The organism is Acidovorax sp. FW305-C-20-28, from assembly GCF_058783375.1.
Genome location: NZ_JBYSYM010000024.1, coordinates 57,540 through 77,685, shown reverse-complemented (window position 1 = coordinate 77,685; position 20,146 = coordinate 57,540). Strand labels below are relative to the sequence as shown.

Genomic DNA, 20,146 nt, shown 5'->3' with positions numbered 1-20,146 from the left:
AGCAAAGGCATGCAGCAAATAAGTACCCCAGCCTCTCAGCACAGAGTCCCCGCCCTCTTCAACGGGGCGTAAAACACTGCCCCGCTGCGATGGCCGCACCAACCGCAGCCTCCACACTCGCCGCATTCGGATAGACCGACGGCGTCGCAGTGTCCTCCAGCAGACACAGGTAGTTGCCCTTGCGCACCAGCACCACAGGCGTGAACACGGCAGGGTTCAGCAGACCACCCGGAAAGGTCTGGCGCTTGCCCCAAAAAGCAGCCAAACCCGCACCAGCCTCCGCACGCTCCTGCTGGAACCAGAACGTGGCACTCAGCGCGCCCGAGGTCGCAACCCCTACGCCATCGCACTGCGCGTTGCCATACGCCACCGTGCCCACCCCCGCCGTCAGCGGGCCGTTGGACGGGGTCGTGAAATTCCACAGCGTGCGCACCCCGCCAGTGGCCGAGGGCTGGCAGCGGTCCTGCTCCCACGGGCCGTCCGCCAAGGTGGCCAGCGGCGCGCAGCGCACCGCCACCGTGTTCACCGCAGCCCCCGCCACCGTGCCGGTGCCGTTGCGCACCACGCACCCGGCACCGGTGGGCGGCGTCTTCACAGCCACCGCATATGCACTGCCATCCAACACAGGCCGGGTGAAGGCAAAGCTCCCGTTGACGGTCACGGTGGCCTCGTCATCACCACCGCCGGCCATGGCCAGAACCACGGACTGGCCGGTGGCCAGGCCGCTCACGCTGCCACCCAGCGCATAGCTGGCGCGGTCATCACCGCCACCGCAGGCAGCCAACCCCGCGCAGGCCACCAGGGCCGCGACATGCCTCAGCGCAGGGACTCCTCTTGTCGTCGAATGCATGCGATCTTCTCCTGTTGTGCGTTGTACTTTTTTCGCAGGGACACTCTCGCCCCGGGGCAATCATGACTCACCGGCCGCACAGCAGGTAGACCGCCAGCCAGAAAGCCCGGGGCCATTGACCTTTGCTTACGAAAAACGGCCGCACCGCCGCCGTGTGCACAACCGCAGCAGATGCGGCGGCTGCTGCGACCCACGGCAACTTCAGGATCTGGGGGCCGCTGCGGGCGCAGGCGTGGGTGCAGGTGTGGCAGAAGCATCCGGCACCACATCGCACACCGGGCCCCCATTGGCCTGGAACGCATCGTCCATGGCCTGCATGAATTCCAGGACCGCACCGGCATCCATGACGAACTCTTCCGTGTCCCGCTTGCCCACCGTGGCATAGCCTTTCTCACCGGTGATGCGGATGGCACGGCTCTTGGCATCCACAAAGGCCTTGAGCGCCGCGCGCTCGGCCGCTGTAGCAATGAAAGTGGCTTTCTCATGGACAAAGCGGCCCGACGGCTCACGCTCCACCTTGCCTTTGGAGAAGTCGCGTTCCAGAACAAGCTCGCCATCGGCCATGAGTGCCACTTTCTCGATGAACAGCCAGCCGCCACGCCGGTTGATGGTGGGCGCGATCATGATCGACGGCGCTTCGCACTCCAGTGCCGCGATGTAGATACCGATGTAGCTGTCCGGGCGGATGTTTTTGTTCAGGCGGGTGGAGACAGGCGTCAGGTGGTCCAGCTTGCGAAAGGCATCGCGCGTTCCAAATGCAAGCAGAGCACAGGTCCCGTCAGGCCGAATGTTCCTGCAGGCCATGTACTCGGTGATGCCGTCCTCGCCTGCAGACTTGCTGTCTTTTTGCCGCTCTTCGAAGCTGGAGCGAAACGCCTCCCGCCACTGCACCTTGGTGTAAGGCGGCTTGGGCGGCGGTGGCGCGGACGCCGGAGCCGGTGCTGACGCAACAGCCGCGGCCTCCGGCGGCTTCTCGCCACAACCGGCCAACAGCCCTGTGGTGGCACCGACGATGGCGCACACCGCAAGCGCACGGTTCATTCCCCTCTTCATTCGCATCTCCTTCTTCTTGTGACCCGCCTGCGGCCAGCCCAGGCGCGCAAGGCCACCACCGCCATGCGAGCAGCAGCCCTGCCGCAGCAACAACCTACTCTGCCGGCTTGGCCGACTTGGTGCCCGTGCCGCGTGGCTTGCGTGCGCGCGTAGCCGCCGCTTTGGCAGGCGCGGGGGCCGCAGCCGCAGCCGCAGCCGCACCAACATCATCATCCGCCCCGGCCTCTTTCAACGCGGGCTCGGCCACAGGCGCGTCAGCAGCGGCCTTGCGGCTGCCGGCGCTCTTCTTGCGCGCCGCGGGGGCAGCCCGGCGGCTGCGGGGTGCGGGGCTTGCTTGCGCTCCATCGTCCACCGCCACGGGTTGCTCCTCTGCGCCAGCCTCCAGGGCCGGCGGCTGCGCGGCCGGATCTTCCGGCTCCTCGGCCGCCACGGGGGCGTAGGCCAGCGCAGGTGCAGGCACTACAGCCGCCGGCTGGCTGAAATAACGGCTCACCACCGGCTCGTCCTGCGGTGCAGCATCGTCGCTGTGCGCATCGGCGCCGGGTCCGGCATGGACTGCCTCCTGCGCAAGCAGGTCCTGCTGGCCATCGCCATGCTGCGGCACCCCGCCACGCGCAGACGGCCCCTCGCCCCGCCGCCCACGGCCGCGCCCACCCCGGCCGCCACCGCCCTCGGCCTGCTCGGGCAGCGCGGCCACGGCATGGAAATCATGGCGCTGGCCGCCCTGGCGCTCACCGGCTGCGGGGGCGTCTGGCGCCGCACCAACACCCAGGCTGCGGAACACATAGGCGCCCGACTTCTCGTCGCGCCCAAACTCCATCAGCCCGCGCGCCTGCGCCTCTTCGAGCAGGTTGCCGAAGGTGCGAAAGCCGTAGTAGCCCTCGCTGAAGTCGGGCCGGCGGCGCTTGATCGCCTCCTTGAGCACCGAGGCCCAGATCTTGCCACTGTCGCCCCGCTCGGAGATCAGGTCCTCGAAGGTCTCCACTGCCAACTCCACGCCCTGGGTGCGGCGCGCGTCCTGCTTTTCCTTGCGCTGGCGCTCTTCTTCAGGCGTGCGCCGTGGTGCCGCCGGCGCTGCCGATGCGCCGCCGCCCTGCCCCTGGCGCCGTGCCAGCGTGCGCTGCTTCTCGCGCACCAGGTCGTCGTAGAAGATGAACTCGTCGCAGTTGGCGATCAGCAGGTCCGAGGTGGACTGCTTCACCCCCACGCCGATCACCTGCTTGGCGTTCTCGCGCAGCTTGGAAACCAGGGGCGAAAAATCCGAATCGCCGCTGATAATGACGAAGGTGTCCACATGCGACTTGGTGTAGCACAGGTCCAGCGCATCCACCACCAGGCGGATGTCGGCCGAGTTCTTGCCCGACTGGCGCACGTGCGGAATCTCGATCAGCTCGAAGTTCGCCTCGTGCATCGCGGCCTTGAAGCCCTTGTAGCGCTCCCAGTCGCAATAGGCCTTCTTGACCACGATGGAGCCCTTGAGCAGCAGGCGCTCCAGCACGGGCTTGACGTCGAATTTTTCATACTGCGCATCGCGCACGCCCAGGGCGACGTTTTCAAAGTCGCAGAACAGGGCCATGCTGATGCTGTTGTCTAAGGGGGATGCCATGGGAGAAAGTCCGTTCTAATGCAGCCGCAATCATCACACGGAACGGGACGGGGGTCCGCGATCAAGCTTTTGACAATGGCATTGCCCGCATGACACGCACCTACACCCGCGCAGCGCGCGCCACAGCCAATGTATTGCTGCTCGCTTTTCTGGGCATGCTGTATGCCAGCGCAAGGGGCAGCGGCCTGGTGGGTGCGCTCATCGCCCTGCTGATCGCCGCACCCGCCCTGGTCTGCTACGGCTACTACGTCGCCTCACAGCACTGTGCACGCTGCAGAGAGTCCATCTTTGGCGGAGACGACCCGCATGGGGTCCTTGGAGAATACATCGCGTTCATCACGCCACTTCGCGTTCCCCTGCAGTGCCCGCATTGCAGGGCCCGGACTCCATGGACCCTGGTGCGCGATGGCAAGCACGAAGATGCAGACTGACTGGCCAAGGGGCAAGACGAGTGCCCCGTAATCGACCGCGCAGATCATGGCCCCAAAAACAAAGCCCGCTTGCGCGGGCCTTGCCTGCATCACAACAGCACCACACCACCGGTTACGGGATCACATACCCCAACTGGTAGCGCTTGGCCGTGAGCATCTCCCCTAGAGCCTCCGATGGCGTCACGCCCAGCCCATACCCGACGAAGAACGCGCTGCCGGCCAGGGCCGTCAGGTCCTGGTCGGTGAACAGGGCCGTGGTCGTGTTCTGCAGGCTGCTGGTCCATGCGGCGGGAATGCTGAACGCATTGGCGGCCACGAAGGTGGAGCCGTTGTAGGCATAGATCGCACCGCCGGTGGTGATGGCCACGACAAAGGCATTGCCCTTGACGCCGTTGGCCAGGTGATCGCTGGCGATCTGCACCTTGGCCGTGAGCGTCATGCGCGTGGTGGTCCCGGTGGCGGTCACCGTGCCGGGTTGCGGCGAGTAGCTGGCATCGAACACCACGGCCGCGGGCCTTTGCGACAGCGCCCCGGCCTGGCCTGAGCCCAGTTGCCCGGCGCTGTTGCTGCCCCAGGCCACGAGGGTGCCGTCGGACTTCAGGGCCAGGGTGTGCTGGGCCGCAGCCGCGATCGCGGTGTAGCCGTTGCCGATCAGTTGCGGGCTGTCCGCATCGGCCGCTGCATCGGTACCCAACTGGCCATTGGCGTTGGAGCCCCAGGCCCATACGGTGCCATCGGTCTTGAGCGCCACGGTGTGCGACGCGCCCTTGGCCACCAGGCCATAGCCCGCGCCCAGCGAGGCCGGCTGCTCCTCGCCCTTCCACTGCCAGAGCGTGCCATCGGTCTTCACGCCCGCTGCGGTGGTGGCATTGAGCGCCACCTGGGCAAAGCCGCTGCCCGCTGGCCCGGTGCTGCCGTAGGCCGTGCGCCAGGTGTTGAGGACATTGTTGTTCGACACGTAGCGCAGGGCCCCGCCATCGAGCACGAACAGTGCGTTGTAGGGGCCGGTGGCCATCTGCCAGTAACCGGCGGGCAACTGGTCCAGCGACCCACTGCTGCCCCCTGCGGGCGCGCTGTAGACGAGCTTGGACTCGCCCCAGAACCAGACCGTGCCATCGGCCTTGGCCGCGGTGTCGGACGTGAGCAGCTTGTCAAAGCCGCTGCCGATCTGCACCGGCGCGGTCTCGTAGAACTCGCGGTCCTTGAGCACCGCATGGCCCCACATCCACAGGCTGCCGTCGGCCTTGAGGGCCACCATGTAGCGGCTGCCCACCTGCACCTGGGTGAAGCCGGTGCCCACCCGGACCGGCTTTTCCGCGCTGACGGAGCTGCCGTTGCCCAACTGCCCAGCCATGTTGTTGCCCCAGGTCCACAGCGTGCCATCGCTCAGGATGGCGGCCGAGTTCGATGCGCCCGTGGCGAACTTCACCACCGTGGCCGCATGGGCCCCGGCTGCTGCCGCGACCAGGGTGCACGCGAACCCGGCTTTCACCGCCAGGCTGCGAAGCGAGGCCAGCGGCCTGGACGGCAGGCGGCGGGGGGTTTTCAGCACGGCCAGGAGAGTCATTGCGATGCACCTTTCAAAAAATGGGTAGATAGACCTGACAAAAAAAGAAAAAACACCGCCACGCCATCGGGCGCCCAGGGGCAAGGGGCCAGGCCATGCGGTACCGCAGATGCAGGGAACCCGCCCCCAAAGACCTCCCGGCAAAAGGCGCAGCATGCCCAGCCCTGAGAGGCGCGTCCATCCCCCATTTCTCGCAGCACGGCCCCGCATATGTCACAAAAGGTTGCAGCGGCAGCAGCAGCGTGCGCGCAGGCACGTGAAGGTGCCGCAGGCCCTCTGGAATCCGCGGCTCCATGACGGCCCCTATGGCCGGTGACCCTGCGAACCAAGGGGAAATCCCCCCTGGATCCCCCCCCCTGACCACGCAAGCTCAGGTACGCTGCGCCGCTTCAACGCCCCGATGTTGCTTTTTGCAACGGGAAGAGGGGCGACCACTATTTGCCGAGAATTATTATTTCTGGAGTGTTTCATCAATGAGGTCCCTGGTTTTTGTCTCTTTGGCGGTGCTCAGCACGTTTGCACAGGCTGCCAACTTTGTGTCGATCCACCAGCTCCCCCACAAAACGGCACGCCCCCTCGCGGCCGGCAGCGCCCAGTACAGCTTTGACACCAAGATCGGGTTCAAGGAGCAGTACGCCCCCACGGGCGTCACGGGCTGTGCCATCGGCTTCGGCACGGGCGGCTGCGCCTTCCCGGGTGGGGGCTCGCTGCCCCTGCCCGAGTTCACGGGCGCCCAGCTGCAACAGCACAAAGAGTTCAAGATCTTCATTCCCGTAGGCACGCGCTCGCTCCTGCTCTCGGGCTATGCCCCCCTCGGTACCCAGTCGGCCTTTGTGTTGCGCTATGGCAAGGAGCCTGCGCGCGCGACCGCACTGAGCGATGCCGAATACCAGGCCGCCCGGACGGGCCAGCATGTCGAGGCCCTGTTCTCGCGCCTGGTCAAGGACGGTGCCGAACAGCTCGTCGTGCACGATGGCAGCGGCAGCCTGCGCTTCATGGGCGGCCAGCTCGATGCCAAGCAGGGCAGCACCGACCAGGGCCAGTGGCTCTATGTGCGCCAGCTGAGCGGCGCCCCGCTCATGACCTACCAGGGCGCCATCGACGTCGACATGCCCAAGTACGCCGCGGGCTATGCGGCCATCACCTGGAACACCCGCAGCGCAGCCGATCCCATCGACACGGTCAGCGGTGACGGCCCTGCCGCGCCGCCGCCGGTGGCAACCGCTCCCGCCATCGTCGCCACCGAAACCAAAGGCCGGGCCGCCACGGTGATCATGTCCTCCGCCGGCGTGCCCGTGACGCTGGGCCATGCCGATGGCGCGGCCTGCAGCGCAAGCCATGGCCCATCCGGCCTTCCACAGATGGGTGGTGGCAACGCGCAAACCTGCCAAAGACGTGTGCTTCAGGCCGCTGAATAAGAAAAGAACGACGACCTGTCTTTCAGGCCCTGTTGGGGGCCTGCAAATCCTTGTTGGGCTTGCCTGCATGCCCCGGCCGCAGCCGGTCAGTTGGCCAGCCCCAACCCGAACGCCGAGCGCCGCGCCTTTTCCTCTGCCGCGCTGCCTTTCGCCCGGGGTGCCTCAGGCGCCTGCGGCCGCACTGCGGCAACGCGCGGCCCCGTGTCCAGGTCGGGCACCAGTGCCTGCAGCGCCACCAGGCCGTCGGCCATCGCCTCCTGCCTGGTAGGAGGGGCTGGCAAGGTCTGCACGCTGGAAGCGGTTCCACGCCCGCAGGCGGTCCAGAAAGACGGCATTCCCGTGGAGGTGTCCGAGCCCCGGATCGCTGCCCTGGCCGCGCTGTCGGCCTGACCGCCCCCTGGTCGCGCCTGCCTTGCAGTGCATGACGGCGGGCGACGGCGCTTCCGATGCCGTCCTACGCGCCCGGGCAGGCCAGCACGTAGACTGCCTGCTTCCCGTGCCGATGCCGCACGGTCCACCGCTGCGCACAAGACCACGCCATGAACACCCCACCACCCCGCCGAGCCCCGCAACGCGACCTGACCCAGGGCCCCATCGCCCGCACGCTGATCGCCTTTGCGCTGCCGGTGCTGGGCTCCAACGTGCTGCAGTCGCTCAACGGCTCGGTCAACGCGATCTGGATCGGCAACCTGCTGGGGGAGGAGGCGCTCACCGCCACCTCCAACGCCAACCTCGTGCTGTTTCTGCTGCTGGGCGCGGTGTTCGGCGTGTCGATGGCGGCCACCATCCTCATCGGGCAGGCCTATGGCGCGCGCGACATCGAGCGCGCCAAGTGCGTGGTGGGCACGGGGGCCACCTTCTTCCTGGCCGTGTCGGCGCTGATCGCAGCCGCCGGCTGGCTGTTCACGCCCCAGATCCTGGCGCTGCTCAAGACACCCGAGGCCGCCCTGCCCTCGGCCGTGGCCTACCTGCGCGTGATCTTCGTGGCCGTGCCCATCATGAATTCCTTTGCCTTCGCCATGGCGGTGCTGCGCGGCTCGGGCGACTCGCGCACGCCGTTCTGGTTCATGGCCTTGTCGGTGGCGATCGATGTGGCGCTCAACCCGCTGTTGATCCGCGGCGCGGGGCCGCTGCCACCCATGGGCATCGCGGGCTCGGCCCTGGCCACGCTGCTGGCCCAGGGCATCAGCTTCACCGGCCTGCTGGTGCTGCTGGCGCGGCGCCAGCACCCGCTGCTGCCGGGGCGGCACGAGCTGGCGCACTTTCGCCCGCGGCCGCTGCTCTTGCGCACCATCGTGGTCAAGGGCGTGCCCATGGGGCTGCAGATGATCGTGATCTCGTCGGCCGCCCTGGTCATGATGGGCCTGGTCAACGGCTATGGCGTGCAGACGGCGGCGGCTTATGGCGTGGCCGCGCAGCTGTGGACCTATGTGCAGATGCCGGCCCTGGCCACGGGCGCGGCGGTCTCGTCCATGGCCGCGCAGAACGTGGGTGCGGGTCGGTGGGACCGGGTGGAGCAGATCGCGCGCGCGGGCGTGCTGTTCAACCTGCTGCTCACGGGCACGCTCGTGCTGGCCCTCTATGCGGCAGACCGGTATGCGCTGGGCCTGTTCCTGCCGGGCGACAGCGGCGCGGTGGACGTGGCGGTGCACATCAACAACGTGGCGGCCTGGTCGTTCGTGCTGTTCGGCGTGACCATCGTGCTCTTCGGCGTGGTGCGCGCCACGGGTGCGGTGCTGCCGCCGCTCATCATCTTGTTCATCTCCATGCTGCTGGTGCGCGTGCCGTTTGCCAGCGCGCTGCAAGGCACCTGGGGCGCCGAGGCGATCTGGTGGAGTTTTCCACTGGGCTCCATCACCTCGGTGCTGCTGGCGGGGCTCTACTACCGCTACGGCGGCTGGCGCAAGAACACGCTGGCGACCCGGCCCAAGCCGCAAGAAGCAGAGGACGAGCCCGCCACCGGTACCGCCGCCGACACCGGTGTGGCCATGCCCGCCATGGACCGCGAGGCGAATTACGACGGGCAGGCCACGGCAGCGGCCAAATCCTAGACATCTCCCAGGCAGGCCTTCAGCGCCCGCGCATGCTCCGCCCGGTCCTCGGCGGGCGTCTTGTCCACCACCGGCAGGCCGCGCCGGCCGCCTTGGCCGGTGAACAGTGCCGATGACGTGCCGCGAAACACCCAGCGCCGGTCCTGCCAGGCAAAGTTCAGCGTCTCGATGACGCGGGTGCCGAACTCGGCCTCTTCGCCCTCCGCCTGCGCGTCCGCGGGTGGCTCCTTGAGCACCAGCCGGTAGCGCAGCATCACCCGGCCCAGGTAGGGCCGCACGGGGTGGGAGGTCATCACCAGGTCGTGCGACAGGCCCGCCAACTCATAGGTAGCGGGCGCATCGTCGCCCTGCAGCAGCATCAGCCGCCGCAACGGCCGCAGGGGCTGGGTGTAGATGAAGCGGCAGCGCGCCACAATGGGCTCGAAGCCCGCGCTCACCACCGGGTCCAGCCAGGGCCGGGGCTCGGGCGGCGTGCCCTCGCCGGCTGCGTGCGCGCCGCCGGTCACCATGGCCAGGGCCAGCAGGGCCGCTGTGCAAGCACGCATGGCATCACCCTTCAATGCCGACAAAGCCGGCATCCGGGTAGCGCGCGCCCGCCACCTTGGCGGGGTCGAACAGACGGTCCAGCTCGGCCACCTCGGCGGGGCTCAGTGCCACATCGGCCGCATGCGCATTGCTCTCCAGATACGCAATGCGCCGCGTGCCCGGTATCGGCAGCACATGCGGGTGGCTGGCCAGCAGCCACGCCAGCGCGATCTGCGAACTGGCCAGCCCACGCGCCCGTGCAAACGCATCGAGCGCCTGCACCAGTTGCCGGTTGGCCGCCTCGGCCCCGCCCACGAAGCGTGGGTTGTTCTTGCGAAAATCGTTGTCGGCCAGCGCCTTCACATCCACCGTGCCAGTGAGGAACGCGCGGCCCAGCGGGCTGTAGGCGACAAACGCCGTGCCCAGCTCTGCACACAGCGCCAGCATGCCCTCCTCGGGCCCGCGGCTCCACAGCGAATACTCGCTCTGCAGCGCCGCGATGGGGTGTACGGCGTAGGCGCGGCGCAGGCTGTCGGCCGACACCTCCGACAGGCCGATGGCGCCCACCTTGCCGGCCGCAACCAGCTCGGCCATGGCGCCCACCACGTCCTCGATGGGCACATCGGGGTTGCGGCGGTGGCAGTAGTACAGATCGATGCGCTCCACGCCCAGGCGCTGGAGCGAGGCCTCGCACGCCGAGCGCACGTAGGCCGGCGAGTTGTCGATGCGCCGCTCGTACCGCCCGGCCTGGCGCACGATGCCGAACTTGGTGGCGATCTGCATGCGCGCGCGGGCTGCAGACCCGGCATTGGCGATAAAGCGGCCCAGCAGCGATTCGTTGTGACCCAGCCCGTACGTATCGGCCGTGTCGAAGTGCGTCACACCAATCTCCAGCGCCCGCGCCAGCGTGCGCAGCGAGCTCTCGTCGTCGCTTGCGCCATAGAACTCGCTCATGCCCATGCAGCCCAGGCCGATGGCAGAGGTCAGCGGGCCCTGGGCGCCCAGTTGGCGTTGTTGCATTGCAAAGCACTCCCTGTCAGTGGATGGCCGTGCATGGTAGCCGGCCGCGCGAATCCCTGCATGCAGCGCGTGGCCGCGGCCAGCCTTACCGGCTGCGCTTGACCATGGCGACGATGGTCTCGAACAGCTCGGCCTGCGCCGCCGCTTCGCTGATGTCGCCCGCCACGGCCGCGTCCGACAGCGCATCGGCCGCGCCCAGCATGGCCCACATGCCGGCGCGCTGCAGGCCCTGTGCACCCGCGAACGGTGCCAGGATGGCCTGGCACTTGGCGATGAAGACCTCCTGGTACTGGCGCTTGACGGCCGCCATCTCGGGCGAGCCCTGCAGCGCGGCCAGCACCTGCGGGATCTCGCGCCCCTGGGTCAGCACGCAGCGCACATAGGCCGAGGCGATGGCGCCGGCCTTGTCCTTGAGGGTGGGCCGCGCGGCGGCGATGGCGGCGTCCATCACCGCCGTCTGGCGCACGTCGAAGTCCTGGTACAGCGCGGCCAGCAGGCCCTCGCGCGTGCCGAAGTGGTCGTACACCACGGGCTTGGTCACGCCGGCCTCTTCGGCCAGGCGGCCCAGCGTGAGCGCATCGGCCCCCTCGGCGCGCAGCAGCGCCCACGACACATCGAGCAGTTGGCGCGCACGCTCGTGGCGCGCCAGGCGGCGGCGGGGTGCGGGCTCGGGCAGTGGTGGGGCCGTCGGCGTGCGGGGCATGGACTCCAGGGCAGGTTTAGTACGGATTTGCATTCAATCGTATAACTAGGCGGGAAGCCGCAGACAGTGCTATAGCACGGCAAGGCGAACCAACGACGTTAGACGGTTGAAGGCAAATTCGTACAAGACGGGCCGAACAGGCCCCGGCCAAGCGCATGCGCAGCCTCCAGGTGCGAAGCCGCCATGTCCTTGTCGTGCGACTGTAGCAGCAGCCTGGCGCTGGCCACGGGCGCACCGCAGTAGCCGAAGATGCCATGCTCGATCTGCGCCTGCATCGCGCCGGCATAGCCGTGCCGCTCGTAGGTGCCGCCACCGGCCCCGCCCAGGCCCAGCAAGTGCACCGGCAGGTGGCCGAGCTTCTTGGTGAGCCGGCCATCGGCCCCCTCCTCATAGGCATAGCCCTGGGTGAAGACCCGGTCGATCCAGCCCTTGAGCAGGGCCGGAAAGGACCACCAGTACACGGGGTACACCAGCACCAGCGCATCGGCCCGGTCCAGCCGCGCCTGCTCGGCCGCCACGTCGACGGGCGCCGGGCCCTGCTTGAGGTGCAGCGCCAGGTCGGCCGCGGTGAAGCGCGGGTCGAACCCCTCGGCCGCCAGGTCGGCGATCTCCGTGGTGTGCCGGCCCGCCGGGCCGGCCTGGGCTGCGCCCTGCGCCACCTGGGCGGCCAGGGCGTGGGTCAGGGACTGGCGCTCGGGGTGCGCAACGACGATGAGTGCGTGCATGAGAGAAACTCCATGGAATTGCTATATACCCATAGTAACTTACCATTGGTATATAGGTATTCCGACAGGATTTCTCCCCGGCACCACCGGGGGTATGGCCGCGTCCCGCGGTTCAGCTGCAGTGCTCCATCTCCAGGATGGCAAAGCCTATGGATGCGATCTCGGCCTCTACCGCGGGGCTGGCCGACTGCATGTGGCAGAAGCTGCACTTCTCGGCCTTCAGATCGCTGGCCGCCAGCCCCTTGGCCGCCAGGTAGCGCCGCCCGTACAGCAGCACCTGTTCATGGTCACTGACGGTGGAAGGAACGAGGATGTCGAAGTGCATGCGCAGCCCGTCGGGGCGCTGCACGTAGGTGTCGTAGACGGAGATCTGCATGGTGGACTGGGTGTGTTCAGAGAACACCAGTGTCTCCAGCCAGCCACCCCAAAGATGCGCCAAGCGTCCGCAGCAGATGCCAAATCGTCCAGGGGCGTGCGATTGCGGGCCGGATGTAAGCGAAGTGTCTGTTCGCCACAAAAGCCACCCGATCGGGGGATTGCACCCGTGCCGCTGCTACATTGCAGCCAGGACAGGAGATTCCCCGCCCATGAGCCACCCGCCCATCACCACCACCGCTGCGCAAGCTGGCACTGCCGTCACCCGCTACCAGTTGCTGCGCCAGCCCGCCGTGCAGATCGCCTGCCTCATGGCCTTCGCCCTGGCCCACCCGACCATCTTCACCGACCGGCAGCCCGTGCTGGCCTGGGTCTCGGCCTGGGCCATCCCCATGGCATTCGCACTGTCCGCCTGCGCGCTGCATGCAGCCCTGCGGCAGGGCCGCTCGCCCGCCGCCTGGCCCGGCCGCTTCGTGGCCGTGGCCTGGGTCATGATGGTGCTGACGATGGCGGGGCCGTGGGCAGAGCAGTGGGGCCAGCGCCTGCCGGGTGCCTGAGCCACGCGCAGGCAGGCGCTACAGCCCGATCTTCGCCTCGTTGAAGCACTGCACCTCGCCGCGCTCGCGCTGCCGGCCCAGGGCGGTCTCGGCGTCCTGCGGCAGCTCGCAGCCCGTGCCCTGCCCCAGTTTCTGGCACTGGTCGGCCTTGCGGGCCCGGGCGCCCGAGCCCACGGCCTCCAGGCAGCGCGCATAGCTGACCGTGCGCTCCACCTCGCGCGCATGGACCCCGGCGCGTTGCTGGGCGTCCAGCAGGGCGTTCTGGCGCACCAGCTCGGCGGGCCGGACCACGGCATAGTGGTAGAGCGCACTGCCCCCGGCCACCCCGAGGAGGCCCAGCGCCGCTACCGTGCCGATGATCGTTCTGTTCACGCCCATCACCCCCGAGGGGGTGTATGCCCCCTCTGTACTCAGCCTGGGGCGCATGTCCCCTGTATCCAGCGAGGGGCCCGCGCGCCCCTTGGCCCGAAGCACTCTAGCACCCGGCCCGCCACCGCGCCATGACCCGAAAAGGTGGCTGGGCCGGTGCCCCGGGTGGAAGCGGCTATCATTCCCGCATGCCGGCCGGCTGGTTGCGGGCTCCGCGGTGCAGGTGGCGCCCACGTCCACCCGCCCATGTGCCCGGCACCCAGCCCGTGCCGTGGCCCCCTGCAGAACATGGCAGACATGCTTCCATTCCTGAAGAAAACCCCCACCCCTGTCCCAGCCCGCTCCGCATCGGCCCTGCCGGTGATCGCACCGATCGCGGCCGATGTGGACACCCGGCCCTTTCGCGTCACCGACCCGCACTACATCGCCATGGCGCTGCAGGCCCTGGCCGACGACGGCGACCTGGTGTGCCTGTACCCCACGCAGGGAGCAAGCTTCCTGGCCGGGCGCATCGTTGAAGTGCAGCCCCAGGACGGCGCGCTGCTGATCGAGGTCCAGGGCGCCCGCGCCCCCCAACCCGACCCGGGCCCCGTGCTGCTGGTCGCCATGCCCCTGGGCATTGCGCTGCAGTTGCGCACCAGCGGCAGCTGGGTGGATGCCCCACCCGGTGCCCCGCTGCAGCTGCGTGCCGCGCTGCCGGACCAGATCATCCACCTGCAGCGGCGCCGCTTTCCGCGCCTGGAGACACCGCTCGGCCAGCCGTTCCGCGCCGAGTTCATGCTCCACGGCGAGAGCTTCTCCATGGGGGTGGACGACGTATCCATCGGCGGCCTGGGCTTGCGCTCCTCGGCCCACGAAGGCCGCCTGCTCATGCCCAGCCAGCAGCTGCGGCGCGTGCGCGTGGAACTGGGCCACGGCGCCAGCCCCCTGGTGGTGGACCTCGAGGTGCGCTCACGCCGCGCCTTCCGCTCCTTCCTCGCGGGCGAGCAATTGCATTTCGGCTGCAGCTTCGTGGACCTGTCACCCGCCGACAGCGAGGCGCTGCAGCTGCGCCTGGCACGGCTCGATGCGGAACGGACCCGGGTGGCACCGCCCCGGGTGGTGGGCTGAAGGACAGAGATCGTTGGAGCCGGCCCTGCCGGCGCCTGCACCGCCCGGCGGCCTCAGAGTGGGCCATGGCGGGGGCAGAAAGACAAAACCCGCCAGCACTTCACAGCACTGGCGGGTTTGTTTTATTTGGGGTGGCTGATGGGGCTCGAACCCACGACAACAGGAATCACAATCCTGGACTCTACCAACTGAGCTACAGCCACCGTTTGAGAGTTAAATTATAACCCGGGTTTTTGCCCCCGGAATCAAATTCTTCAATTTTCTGTTGGGGTGATGGTCAACTCGGAGGGGCGGCTCACCTTCATCTCGACCTTGAAGCGCTCCTTGAGCATCTCGTAGTAGGCCACGCCTTCGGCCGTGCTCCACCACTGCATAAGCTGCATGCGCTCTTGCTGGGCGCGCTGTGCTTCGGGCTTGTCGCGCGGCACGATGCGGTTGACCTTGACCACGGCATAGCCCTGGCCGGCGCCCAGGTCCACGCCTGTGAAGGCGGGCAGCTTGTCGGCGTTGGCACGCAGGGCGGCGTCGATCAGGGGGCGCGGGAAGTTCATGGGCGTGTCGCGCGCGATCGTGGCGGCGGCGGTCAGGCCTGCGTTGCTGTCGGGCTTGGCGGTGTACTCGGCCAGCTTGGCCTCGCCTTCCTTGCGTGCCAGCTCGGCGGCCTTCTCGGCCACGTACAGCGTGCGCACCTTGTCACGCACCTTGTCCAACGGCAGGGTCTCGGCCGGCGTGTAGCTGGCGATGCGGCCCGATGCCATCTGGCTGGGGCCCACTTCCACGGCCTCGGTGTTGCGCTTGTTCTGCACCGAGTCCGACGAGAACAGGGCTTCGAGGAACTTGGCGTTGGCCAGCGGGCCGGTGGCGCCGGGCACGGGGGTGCGGGTCACGCCATTGGCGGTCTGCACCTTGAGCTTGAGCTTCTCGGCCACGGGTGCCAGGCTGTCGGCCTGCTCGTACACGCCATTGGCGAAGGATTCAGCGACTTCGGCGTACTTGCGCTGGGCCTGCTGGGCCTTGAGGTCCTTCTCGATGCTGGGGCGCAGTTCTTCGAACGGAGGCACGCGCGAGGGCTTGATGTCGGTGACCTGGATGATGTGGTAGCCGAAGTCGGTTTCCACCACGTCGCTGATCTCGCCCTTCTTGAGGCCGAACGCCGCGTCTTCGAAAGGTTTGACCATGTCCTTGCGGCCGAAGAAGTTCAGGTCGCCACCTTGCGCGGCCGAGCCGTCCTGCGAGTTCTTCTTGGCCACATCGGCGAAGGTGGCCGGCGCCTTGCGCACCTGCTCCAGCAGTTCGGTGGCGCGGGCCTTGGCCTTTTCGCGGTCGGCGGCAGGCGTGTCCTTGCCGGCCTTGATCAGGATGTGGCTGGCGCGGCGCTCTTCCTTGGAGCCCAGGGTCGCAGCATTTTCGTTGTAGTAGGTACGCAGGTCGCCTTCATTGAGCGTGATGCTGTCGCGCACGGTGTCGAGGCTGAGCACCAGGTACTCGACATTGGCCGATTCCAGCTGCTTGAACTGTGCGGGGTGGGCCTTGTAGTAGGCCTCCAGGTCGGCGTCGGTGGGTGTGACCTTGGAGGCGAAATCGGCTGCGTTGAAGCGAGCTACCTGGATCTCGCGGCGCTGGTAGAGTGCGTCCAGCGACTGGGCGATCTGCGCATCGGTCACGAAGGCCGAGCCGACCACGCCGCCCAGGATCTGGTTGACCGACAGGTCGTTGCGCACGCGCGCTTCGAAGCCGGCGGGCGTGAGGCCCTGCTGGGCCACCAGGGCACGGTAGGCTTCGTTGTCCATGCTGCCATCGGGGCGCTTGAGTGCGGCAATCTGGGGAATCTCGGACAGGCTGCGCGCCAGGCGGGCGTCGCTGGTCACCATGTGCATCTTCTGGGCGGCGGCGGCCAGCACGCGCTCGCGCACCATGCGCTCGAGCGTGGCGTAGCGGGCGCCGGGGGAGTCGAGCAGCTTCGCGTCCATGGTGGGCTGCTGCGCGCGGATGCGGTCGCTCTCGGCCCGGTGCGCGTTGTCCCATTCGGTCTGTGTGATCTTGTTGCCATCCACGCGCGCAACCACGGCACTCTTTTCAGAGAAGTAGTTGCTGTCGATGCCGACCAGCACAAACGAGGGAATGACCAGCAAGAACAACAAGAACATCATGATCTTGGAGTGCTTGCGGATGGATTCAAACATGATCGAACTTTCAATGACAAAAAACAAAAAGGCGAACTTGCGTTCGCCTTCGTGTTCGGTGGTGGTGGGTCCTGACGGTCTCGAACCGCCGACCTACTCCGTGTAAAGGAGCCGCTCTACCAACTGAGCTAAGGACCCCGCCTCAACAACAAACGTGTCTTCAGTTCAAGGCGTCTTTCAGAGCCTTGCCTGGACGAAACTTCGGCACTTTAGCAGCTTTGATCTTGATCGTATCGCCCGTACGGGGATTACGGCCGGTACGGGCAGCGCGCTTGCCCACGGCAAAGGTGCCAAAACCGACGAGCGAAACGGTACCGCCCTTCTTCAGGGTCTTCTTGACGGCCTCGATCGTGGATTCCAGGGCACGCGCTGCAGCGGCCTTGGAGATGTCGGCGTTGTTAGCGATGTGCTCGATCAGTTCAGTTTTGTTCACAAGAAGCCTCTCGGGAAAAGCGTTGATGAAGAAGTATGTCTTGGGTATCTGGTCTTCACACGTCAGAAGTCACAGCCTGTGAAGGCCGGGTGTCTGCAGACGGGGGAATGACTGGCGTACACAGCAGGGGCTGCTGCATCAGATTAAAGCCATCGACTTTCAAGGTGTCAATACAACACGCTGCATTGCCACAGCGATGGGATGAATTCTAGTCGTATTTCACACCCCGTCCGGGCTTGCGGCGCGGTTTTGTCTCAAACGCGCCGTATGCGCGCGATTCCCGATTGACAGCCGCCGCGCCCATCAGCAGGGCCACGGAGCGTGCCCCACAACGGGGCATGGGCCCGCACAAGGCCATGCCGATTCGCGATTTCGGATAGACGAAAAACTCACTTCACACGGGCGCGAATCTCGGGCAGGGCCTTTTGCAGGTAGTACACCATCGACCACACGGTGAGCACGGCCGAGGCCCAGATCAGCCAGGTGCCCCACACGCCCGTGTCGACCACGCCAAGGAGGCGCCCGTCGTACAGCAGGAAGGGGATGGCGATCATCTGCACCGTGGTCTTGACCTTGCCGATCATGTGCACGGCCACGCTCTTGCTCGCGCCGATCTGCGCCATCCATTCGCGCAGTGCCGAGATGGCGATCTCGCGCCCGATGATGATCAGCGCCACGAACACGTCGGCGCGCTGCAGGTGCACCAGCACCAGCAGCGAGGCGCACACCAGGAACTTGTCGGCCACCGGGTCCAGGAAGGCCCCGAACGATGAGGTCTGGTTGAGCTTGCGCGCCAGGTAGCCATCGAGCCAGTCGGTGGCGGCGAACACCACGAACATCACCGTGGCGATCAGGTTGCGCGTGGCCGGCTCCAGCGGCGCATAGAACACCCCCACGATCAAAGGTATCGCGACGATGCGCGTCCACGTCATCAAGGTGGGGATGGTCCAGAACATGGGCGCGATTGTGCACCACCGGGGATACCCCCCGACTCTGGAATGGTGCGCGGCCTCCAGACAGCCCCGCACCTCGTCCGGATCAGCGAAGGGCCCGGTAGATTTCCTCGGCCAGGTCGCGCGAGATCCCGTCCACCGTCGCCAGGTCTTCCACACTCGCGCTGGCCACACCGCGCACGCCGCCAAAGCGCTGCAGCAGGCGCGCGCGCTTCTTGGGGCCCACGCCGGGGATTTCCTCCAGCTGGCCGCCGCCCACGCGCACCTTGGCGCGCGCCGCGCGCATGCCGGTGATGGCAAAGCGGTGCGCCTCGTCGCGGATCTGGGCCACCAGCATCAGCGCGGCCGAGTCCTTGCCCAGGTAGACCTTCTCGCGGCCATCGGCAAACACCAGTTCTTCAAGGCCCACCTTGCGGCCCTCGCCCTTTTCCACGCCCACGATGCGCGTGAGGTCCAGGCCCAGCGCGGTGAACACCTCGCGTGCCACGCCCACCTGGCCCTTGCCGCCGTCGATCAGCACCAGGTCGGGCAGGCGCGCCACGCCCTTGGGCTTGACCGCGCCTTCGGCATGGGCGACATCGGGCGGCGGGGCGGCCGCGAAGTCGATGCCGCCGGCCTCGCGCGCGGCCTCCACCACCTTGCTGTAGCGGCGTGTGAGCACCTGGCGCATGGCGGCATAGTCGTCGCCGCCGGTGATGCCTTCTATCTTGTAGCGGCGGTACTCGCTGCTCTGCATCTTGTGGTGGTGGAACACCACGCACGAGGCCTGGGTTGATTCGCCCGCCGTGTGCGAGATGTCGAAGCACTCGATGGTGAGCTGGTCCAGGTCCTCGGGCGGCAGGTCCAGCGCCTCGGCCAGGGCGCGCGTGCGCGCCTGCTGCGAGCCCTCTTCGGCCAGCAGCCGGGCCAGTTGCAGGTCGGCGTTCTTTTGCGCCATGTCCAGCCAGGCGCGGCGCTGCTCGCGCGGCTGGTGGATGGCATTCACCCGCGTGCCGGTCTGCTCACCCAGGGCTTCGAGCAGCGCCTTGTCCACCGGCTCGCTGCACACCAGCACCGGCGGCACGGGCACGCCGATGTAGTGCTGGGCGATGAAGGCTTCGAGCACCAGCGCCTCCACGCGGCGCGCAGGCGTGGCGGCGGGTGCGGCATCGCCCTCTTCCACTTCTTCTTCATGGATGGCCGCGGCATCTTCCACATGCACGGGGAAGTAGGGCCGGTCCCCCAGGTGGCGCCCGCCGCGCACCATGGCCAGGTTCACGCAGGCGCGGCCGCCCTGCACGCGCACGGCCAGGATGTCCACGTCCTTGTCGTCCGCGGTCTCGATGGACTGCTGGTGCAGCACGCGCGACAGCGCCTGCATCTGGTTGCGCACATCGGCCGCCTGCTCGAACTCGAGCTTGTCCGAGTGCGCCATCATGCGCACCTCCATGGCCTTGAGCACCTCCTGCGTCTCGCCGCGCAGCAGCGCCTCGGCGTGCTGCACGTCGGCCGCATAGGCCTCGGGCGAGACCAGGTCCACGCAAGGGCCCGAGCAGCGCTTGATCTGGAACAGCAGGCAGGGCCGCGTGCGGTTGGCGAACACCGTGTCTTCACAGGTGCGCAGGCGAAACACCTTCTGCAGCAGCTGGATCGACTCCTTCACCGCCCAGGCACTCGGGTAGGGGCCGAAATAGCGGTGCTTCTTGTCCACCGAGCCCCGGTAGTAGGCCATGCGCGGAAACACCTGCGAGGGCGAACCGCCCTGCCCCGCCACCGGCCCGGGCGTGCCCGTGATCTTGAGGTAGGGATAACTCTTATCGTCGCGGAACAGGATGTTGAACTTGGGGTTCAGCGTCTTGATCAGGTTGTTTTCCAGCAGCAGCGCCTCGGCCTCGGAGCGCACCACCGTGGTCTCCATGCGCACGATCTTGCTCACCATGTGGCCGATGCGCGTGCCGCCATGGTTCTTGGTGAAGTAGCTCGACACCCGGCGCTTGAGGTGCCGCGCCTTGCCCACGTAGAGCAGCGCGTCCTGCGCGTCGAAATAGCGGTACACGCCGGGCAGCGGCGGCAGCGCCGCCACCTGGGCCAGCAGTTCTTCGGAATGGGCTCTCTGTGCTTCTTCGTCTTCGGACATGGGGCTATTGTCATGGCAATGCGGAAGGCCGCCAGGGCACGCCCCCGATCACCCGGCACACGACCCCATATCACCGCCACGCATAGCCATATGCGGCTTTC

The 20,146-nt window shown here is 67.4% G+C and carries 20 protein-coding genes and 2 tRNA genes; 5 read left to right on the top strand and 17 right to left on the bottom strand.

The annotated features are described in order from the left end of the window. Positions 1 to 58: 58 nt before the first annotated feature. The 3 genes from AC3WOH_RS24390 to AC3WOH_RS24380 all read right to left on the bottom strand — a co-directional run bounded on the left by AC3WOH_RS24390 (position 59) and on the right by AC3WOH_RS24380 (position 3,509). Positions 59 to 850 carry a hypothetical protein gene (locus AC3WOH_RS24390; protein ID WP_492231912.1) on the bottom strand — a complete coding sequence of 264 codons (792 nt, stop codon included), beginning with the start codon at positions 848 to 850 and terminating at the stop codon, positions 59 to 61. A gap of 201 nt (positions 851 to 1,051) precedes the next feature. After that, a complete protein-coding gene (locus AC3WOH_RS24385) occupies positions 1,052 to 1,891 on the bottom strand; it encodes a hypothetical protein (RefSeq protein ID WP_492231911.1) in 840 nt (279 codons plus the stop codon). Between the two features lie 106 nt (positions 1,892 to 1,997). Continuing rightward, positions 1,998 to 3,509, bottom strand: coding sequence for an NYN domain-containing protein (locus AC3WOH_RS24380; RefSeq protein WP_492231910.1), 1,512 nt, complete (start codon positions 3,507 to 3,509; stop codon positions 1,998 to 2,000). An 89-nt stretch (positions 3,510 to 3,598) separates the two neighbouring features. On the opposite strand from AC3WOH_RS24380, the gene AC3WOH_RS24375 reads away from it, so the two are divergent. Beyond that, positions 3,599 to 3,940: a hypothetical protein gene (locus AC3WOH_RS24375; protein ID WP_492231909.1), complete on the top strand. Its 342-nt coding sequence runs from the start codon at positions 3,599 to 3,601 to the stop codon at positions 3,938 to 3,940. A 112-nt stretch (positions 3,941 to 4,052) separates the two neighbouring features. Here AC3WOH_RS24375 and AC3WOH_RS24370 read toward each other — a convergent pair whose 3' ends face one another. Further along, positions 4,053 to 5,507 carry an RCC1 domain-containing protein gene (locus tag AC3WOH_RS24370; RefSeq protein WP_492231908.1) on the bottom strand — a complete coding sequence of 485 codons (1,455 nt, stop codon included), beginning with the start codon at positions 5,505 to 5,507 and terminating at the stop codon, positions 4,053 to 4,055. A 473-nt stretch (positions 5,508 to 5,980) separates the two neighbouring features. Here AC3WOH_RS24370 and AC3WOH_RS24365 point away from each other — a divergent pair, with 473 nt between their 5' ends. Continuing rightward, complete coding sequence (locus tag AC3WOH_RS24365; protein WP_492231907.1) at positions 5,981 to 6,925, top strand: hypothetical protein; 945 nt, start codon at positions 5,981 to 5,983, stop codon at positions 6,923 to 6,925. A gap of 86 nt (positions 6,926 to 7,011) precedes the next feature. Here AC3WOH_RS24365 and AC3WOH_RS24360 read toward each other — a convergent pair whose 3' ends face one another. After that, positions 7,012 to 7,176 carry a hypothetical protein gene (locus tag AC3WOH_RS24360; RefSeq protein WP_492231906.1) on the bottom strand — a complete coding sequence of 55 codons (165 nt, stop codon included), beginning with the start codon at positions 7,174 to 7,176 and terminating at the stop codon, positions 7,012 to 7,014. 288 nt (positions 7,177 to 7,464) lie between these two features. Between AC3WOH_RS24360 and AC3WOH_RS24355 the strand changes: the two genes are divergently transcribed. Next, the gene (locus AC3WOH_RS24355) at positions 7,465 to 8,976 is read left to right on the top strand and encodes an MATE family efflux transporter (protein WP_492231905.1); all 1,512 of its coding nucleotides are present in this window, start codon (positions 7,465 to 7,467) and stop codon (positions 8,974 to 8,976) included. Here AC3WOH_RS24355 and AC3WOH_RS24350 read toward each other — a convergent pair. The 5 genes from AC3WOH_RS24350 to AC3WOH_RS24330 all read right to left on the bottom strand — a co-directional run bounded on the left by AC3WOH_RS24350 (position 8,973) and on the right by AC3WOH_RS24330 (position 12,352). Beyond that, a complete protein-coding gene (locus AC3WOH_RS24350; RefSeq protein ID WP_492231904.1) occupies positions 8,973 to 9,521 on the bottom strand; it encodes a hypothetical protein in 549 nt (182 codons plus the stop codon). The two genes, AC3WOH_RS24355 and AC3WOH_RS24350, sit on opposite strands and share 4 nt — an antisense overlap. Positions 9,522 to 9,525: 4 nt before the next feature. Beyond that, complete coding sequence (locus tag AC3WOH_RS24345; RefSeq protein ID WP_492231903.1) at positions 9,526 to 10,521, bottom strand: aldo/keto reductase; 996 nt, start codon at positions 10,519 to 10,521, stop codon at positions 9,526 to 9,528. Positions 10,522 to 10,606: 85 nt separating this feature from the next. Further along, on the bottom strand, positions 10,607 to 11,224 hold the full coding sequence (locus AC3WOH_RS24340) for a TetR/AcrR family transcriptional regulator (RefSeq protein ID WP_492231902.1): 618 nt from the start codon (positions 11,222 to 11,224) through the stop codon (positions 10,607 to 10,609). A gap of 98 nt (positions 11,225 to 11,322) precedes the next feature. Then, positions 11,323 to 11,949: an NAD(P)H-dependent oxidoreductase gene (locus AC3WOH_RS24335; protein ID WP_492231901.1), complete on the bottom strand. Its 627-nt coding sequence runs from the start codon at positions 11,947 to 11,949 to the stop codon at positions 11,323 to 11,325. A gap of 112 nt (positions 11,950 to 12,061) precedes the next feature. Further along, positions 12,062 to 12,352, bottom strand: coding sequence for a DUF2024 family protein (locus AC3WOH_RS24330; protein ID WP_492231900.1), 291 nt, complete (start codon positions 12,350 to 12,352; stop codon positions 12,062 to 12,064). Positions 12,353 to 12,536: 184 nt separating this feature from the next. Here AC3WOH_RS24330 and AC3WOH_RS24325 point away from each other — a divergent pair, with 184 nt between their 5' ends. After that, the gene (locus AC3WOH_RS24325) at positions 12,537 to 12,881 is read left to right on the top strand and encodes a hypothetical protein (protein ID WP_492231899.1); all 345 of its coding nucleotides are present in this window, start codon (positions 12,537 to 12,539) and stop codon (positions 12,879 to 12,881) included. A gap of 18 nt (positions 12,882 to 12,899) precedes the next feature. Here the strand turns inward: AC3WOH_RS24325 and AC3WOH_RS24320 are convergent, their stop codons facing one another. Further along, positions 12,900 to 13,253 carry a hypothetical protein gene (locus AC3WOH_RS24320; RefSeq protein WP_492231898.1) on the bottom strand — a complete coding sequence of 118 codons (354 nt, stop codon included), beginning with the start codon at positions 13,251 to 13,253 and terminating at the stop codon, positions 12,900 to 12,902. A gap of 294 nt (positions 13,254 to 13,547) precedes the next feature. On the opposite strand from AC3WOH_RS24320, the gene AC3WOH_RS24315 reads away from it, so the two are divergent. Continuing rightward, a complete protein-coding gene (locus tag AC3WOH_RS24315; RefSeq protein WP_492231897.1) occupies positions 13,548 to 14,360 on the top strand; it encodes a flagellar brake protein in 813 nt (270 codons plus the stop codon). Positions 14,361 to 14,487: 127 nt separating this feature from the next. Here the strand turns inward: AC3WOH_RS24315 and AC3WOH_RS24310 are convergent. From AC3WOH_RS24310 to uvrC, 6 genes are all read right to left on the bottom strand, one after another. Further along, a tRNA-His gene (locus tag AC3WOH_RS24310) sits at positions 14,488 to 14,563 on the bottom strand. Positions 14,564 to 14,614: 51 nt separating this feature from the next. Next, positions 14,615 to 16,543, bottom strand: a complete 1,929-nt coding sequence (locus AC3WOH_RS24305; RefSeq protein WP_492231896.1) for a SurA N-terminal domain-containing protein — start codon at positions 16,541 to 16,543, stop codon at positions 14,615 to 14,617. A gap of 62 nt (positions 16,544 to 16,605) precedes the next feature. Continuing rightward, positions 16,606 to 16,681 (bottom strand) — tRNA-Val (locus AC3WOH_RS24300). A gap of 22 nt (positions 16,682 to 16,703) precedes the next feature. After that, positions 16,704 to 16,976, bottom strand: coding sequence for an HU family DNA-binding protein (locus AC3WOH_RS24295; RefSeq protein ID WP_007858657.1), 273 nt, complete (start codon positions 16,974 to 16,976; stop codon positions 16,704 to 16,706). 389 nt (positions 16,977 to 17,365) lie between these two features. Continuing rightward, positions 17,366 to 17,932, bottom strand: coding sequence for a CDP-diacylglycerol--glycerol-3-phosphate 3-phosphatidyltransferase (pgsA, locus tag AC3WOH_RS24290; protein WP_492231895.1), 567 nt, complete (start codon positions 17,930 to 17,932; stop codon positions 17,366 to 17,368). An 82-nt stretch (positions 17,933 to 18,014) separates the two neighbouring features. Further along, complete coding sequence (gene uvrC / locus AC3WOH_RS24285; protein WP_492231894.1) at positions 18,015 to 20,045, bottom strand: excinuclease ABC subunit UvrC; 2,031 nt, start codon at positions 20,043 to 20,045, stop codon at positions 18,015 to 18,017. Positions 20,046 to 20,146: the final 101 nt, after the last annotated feature.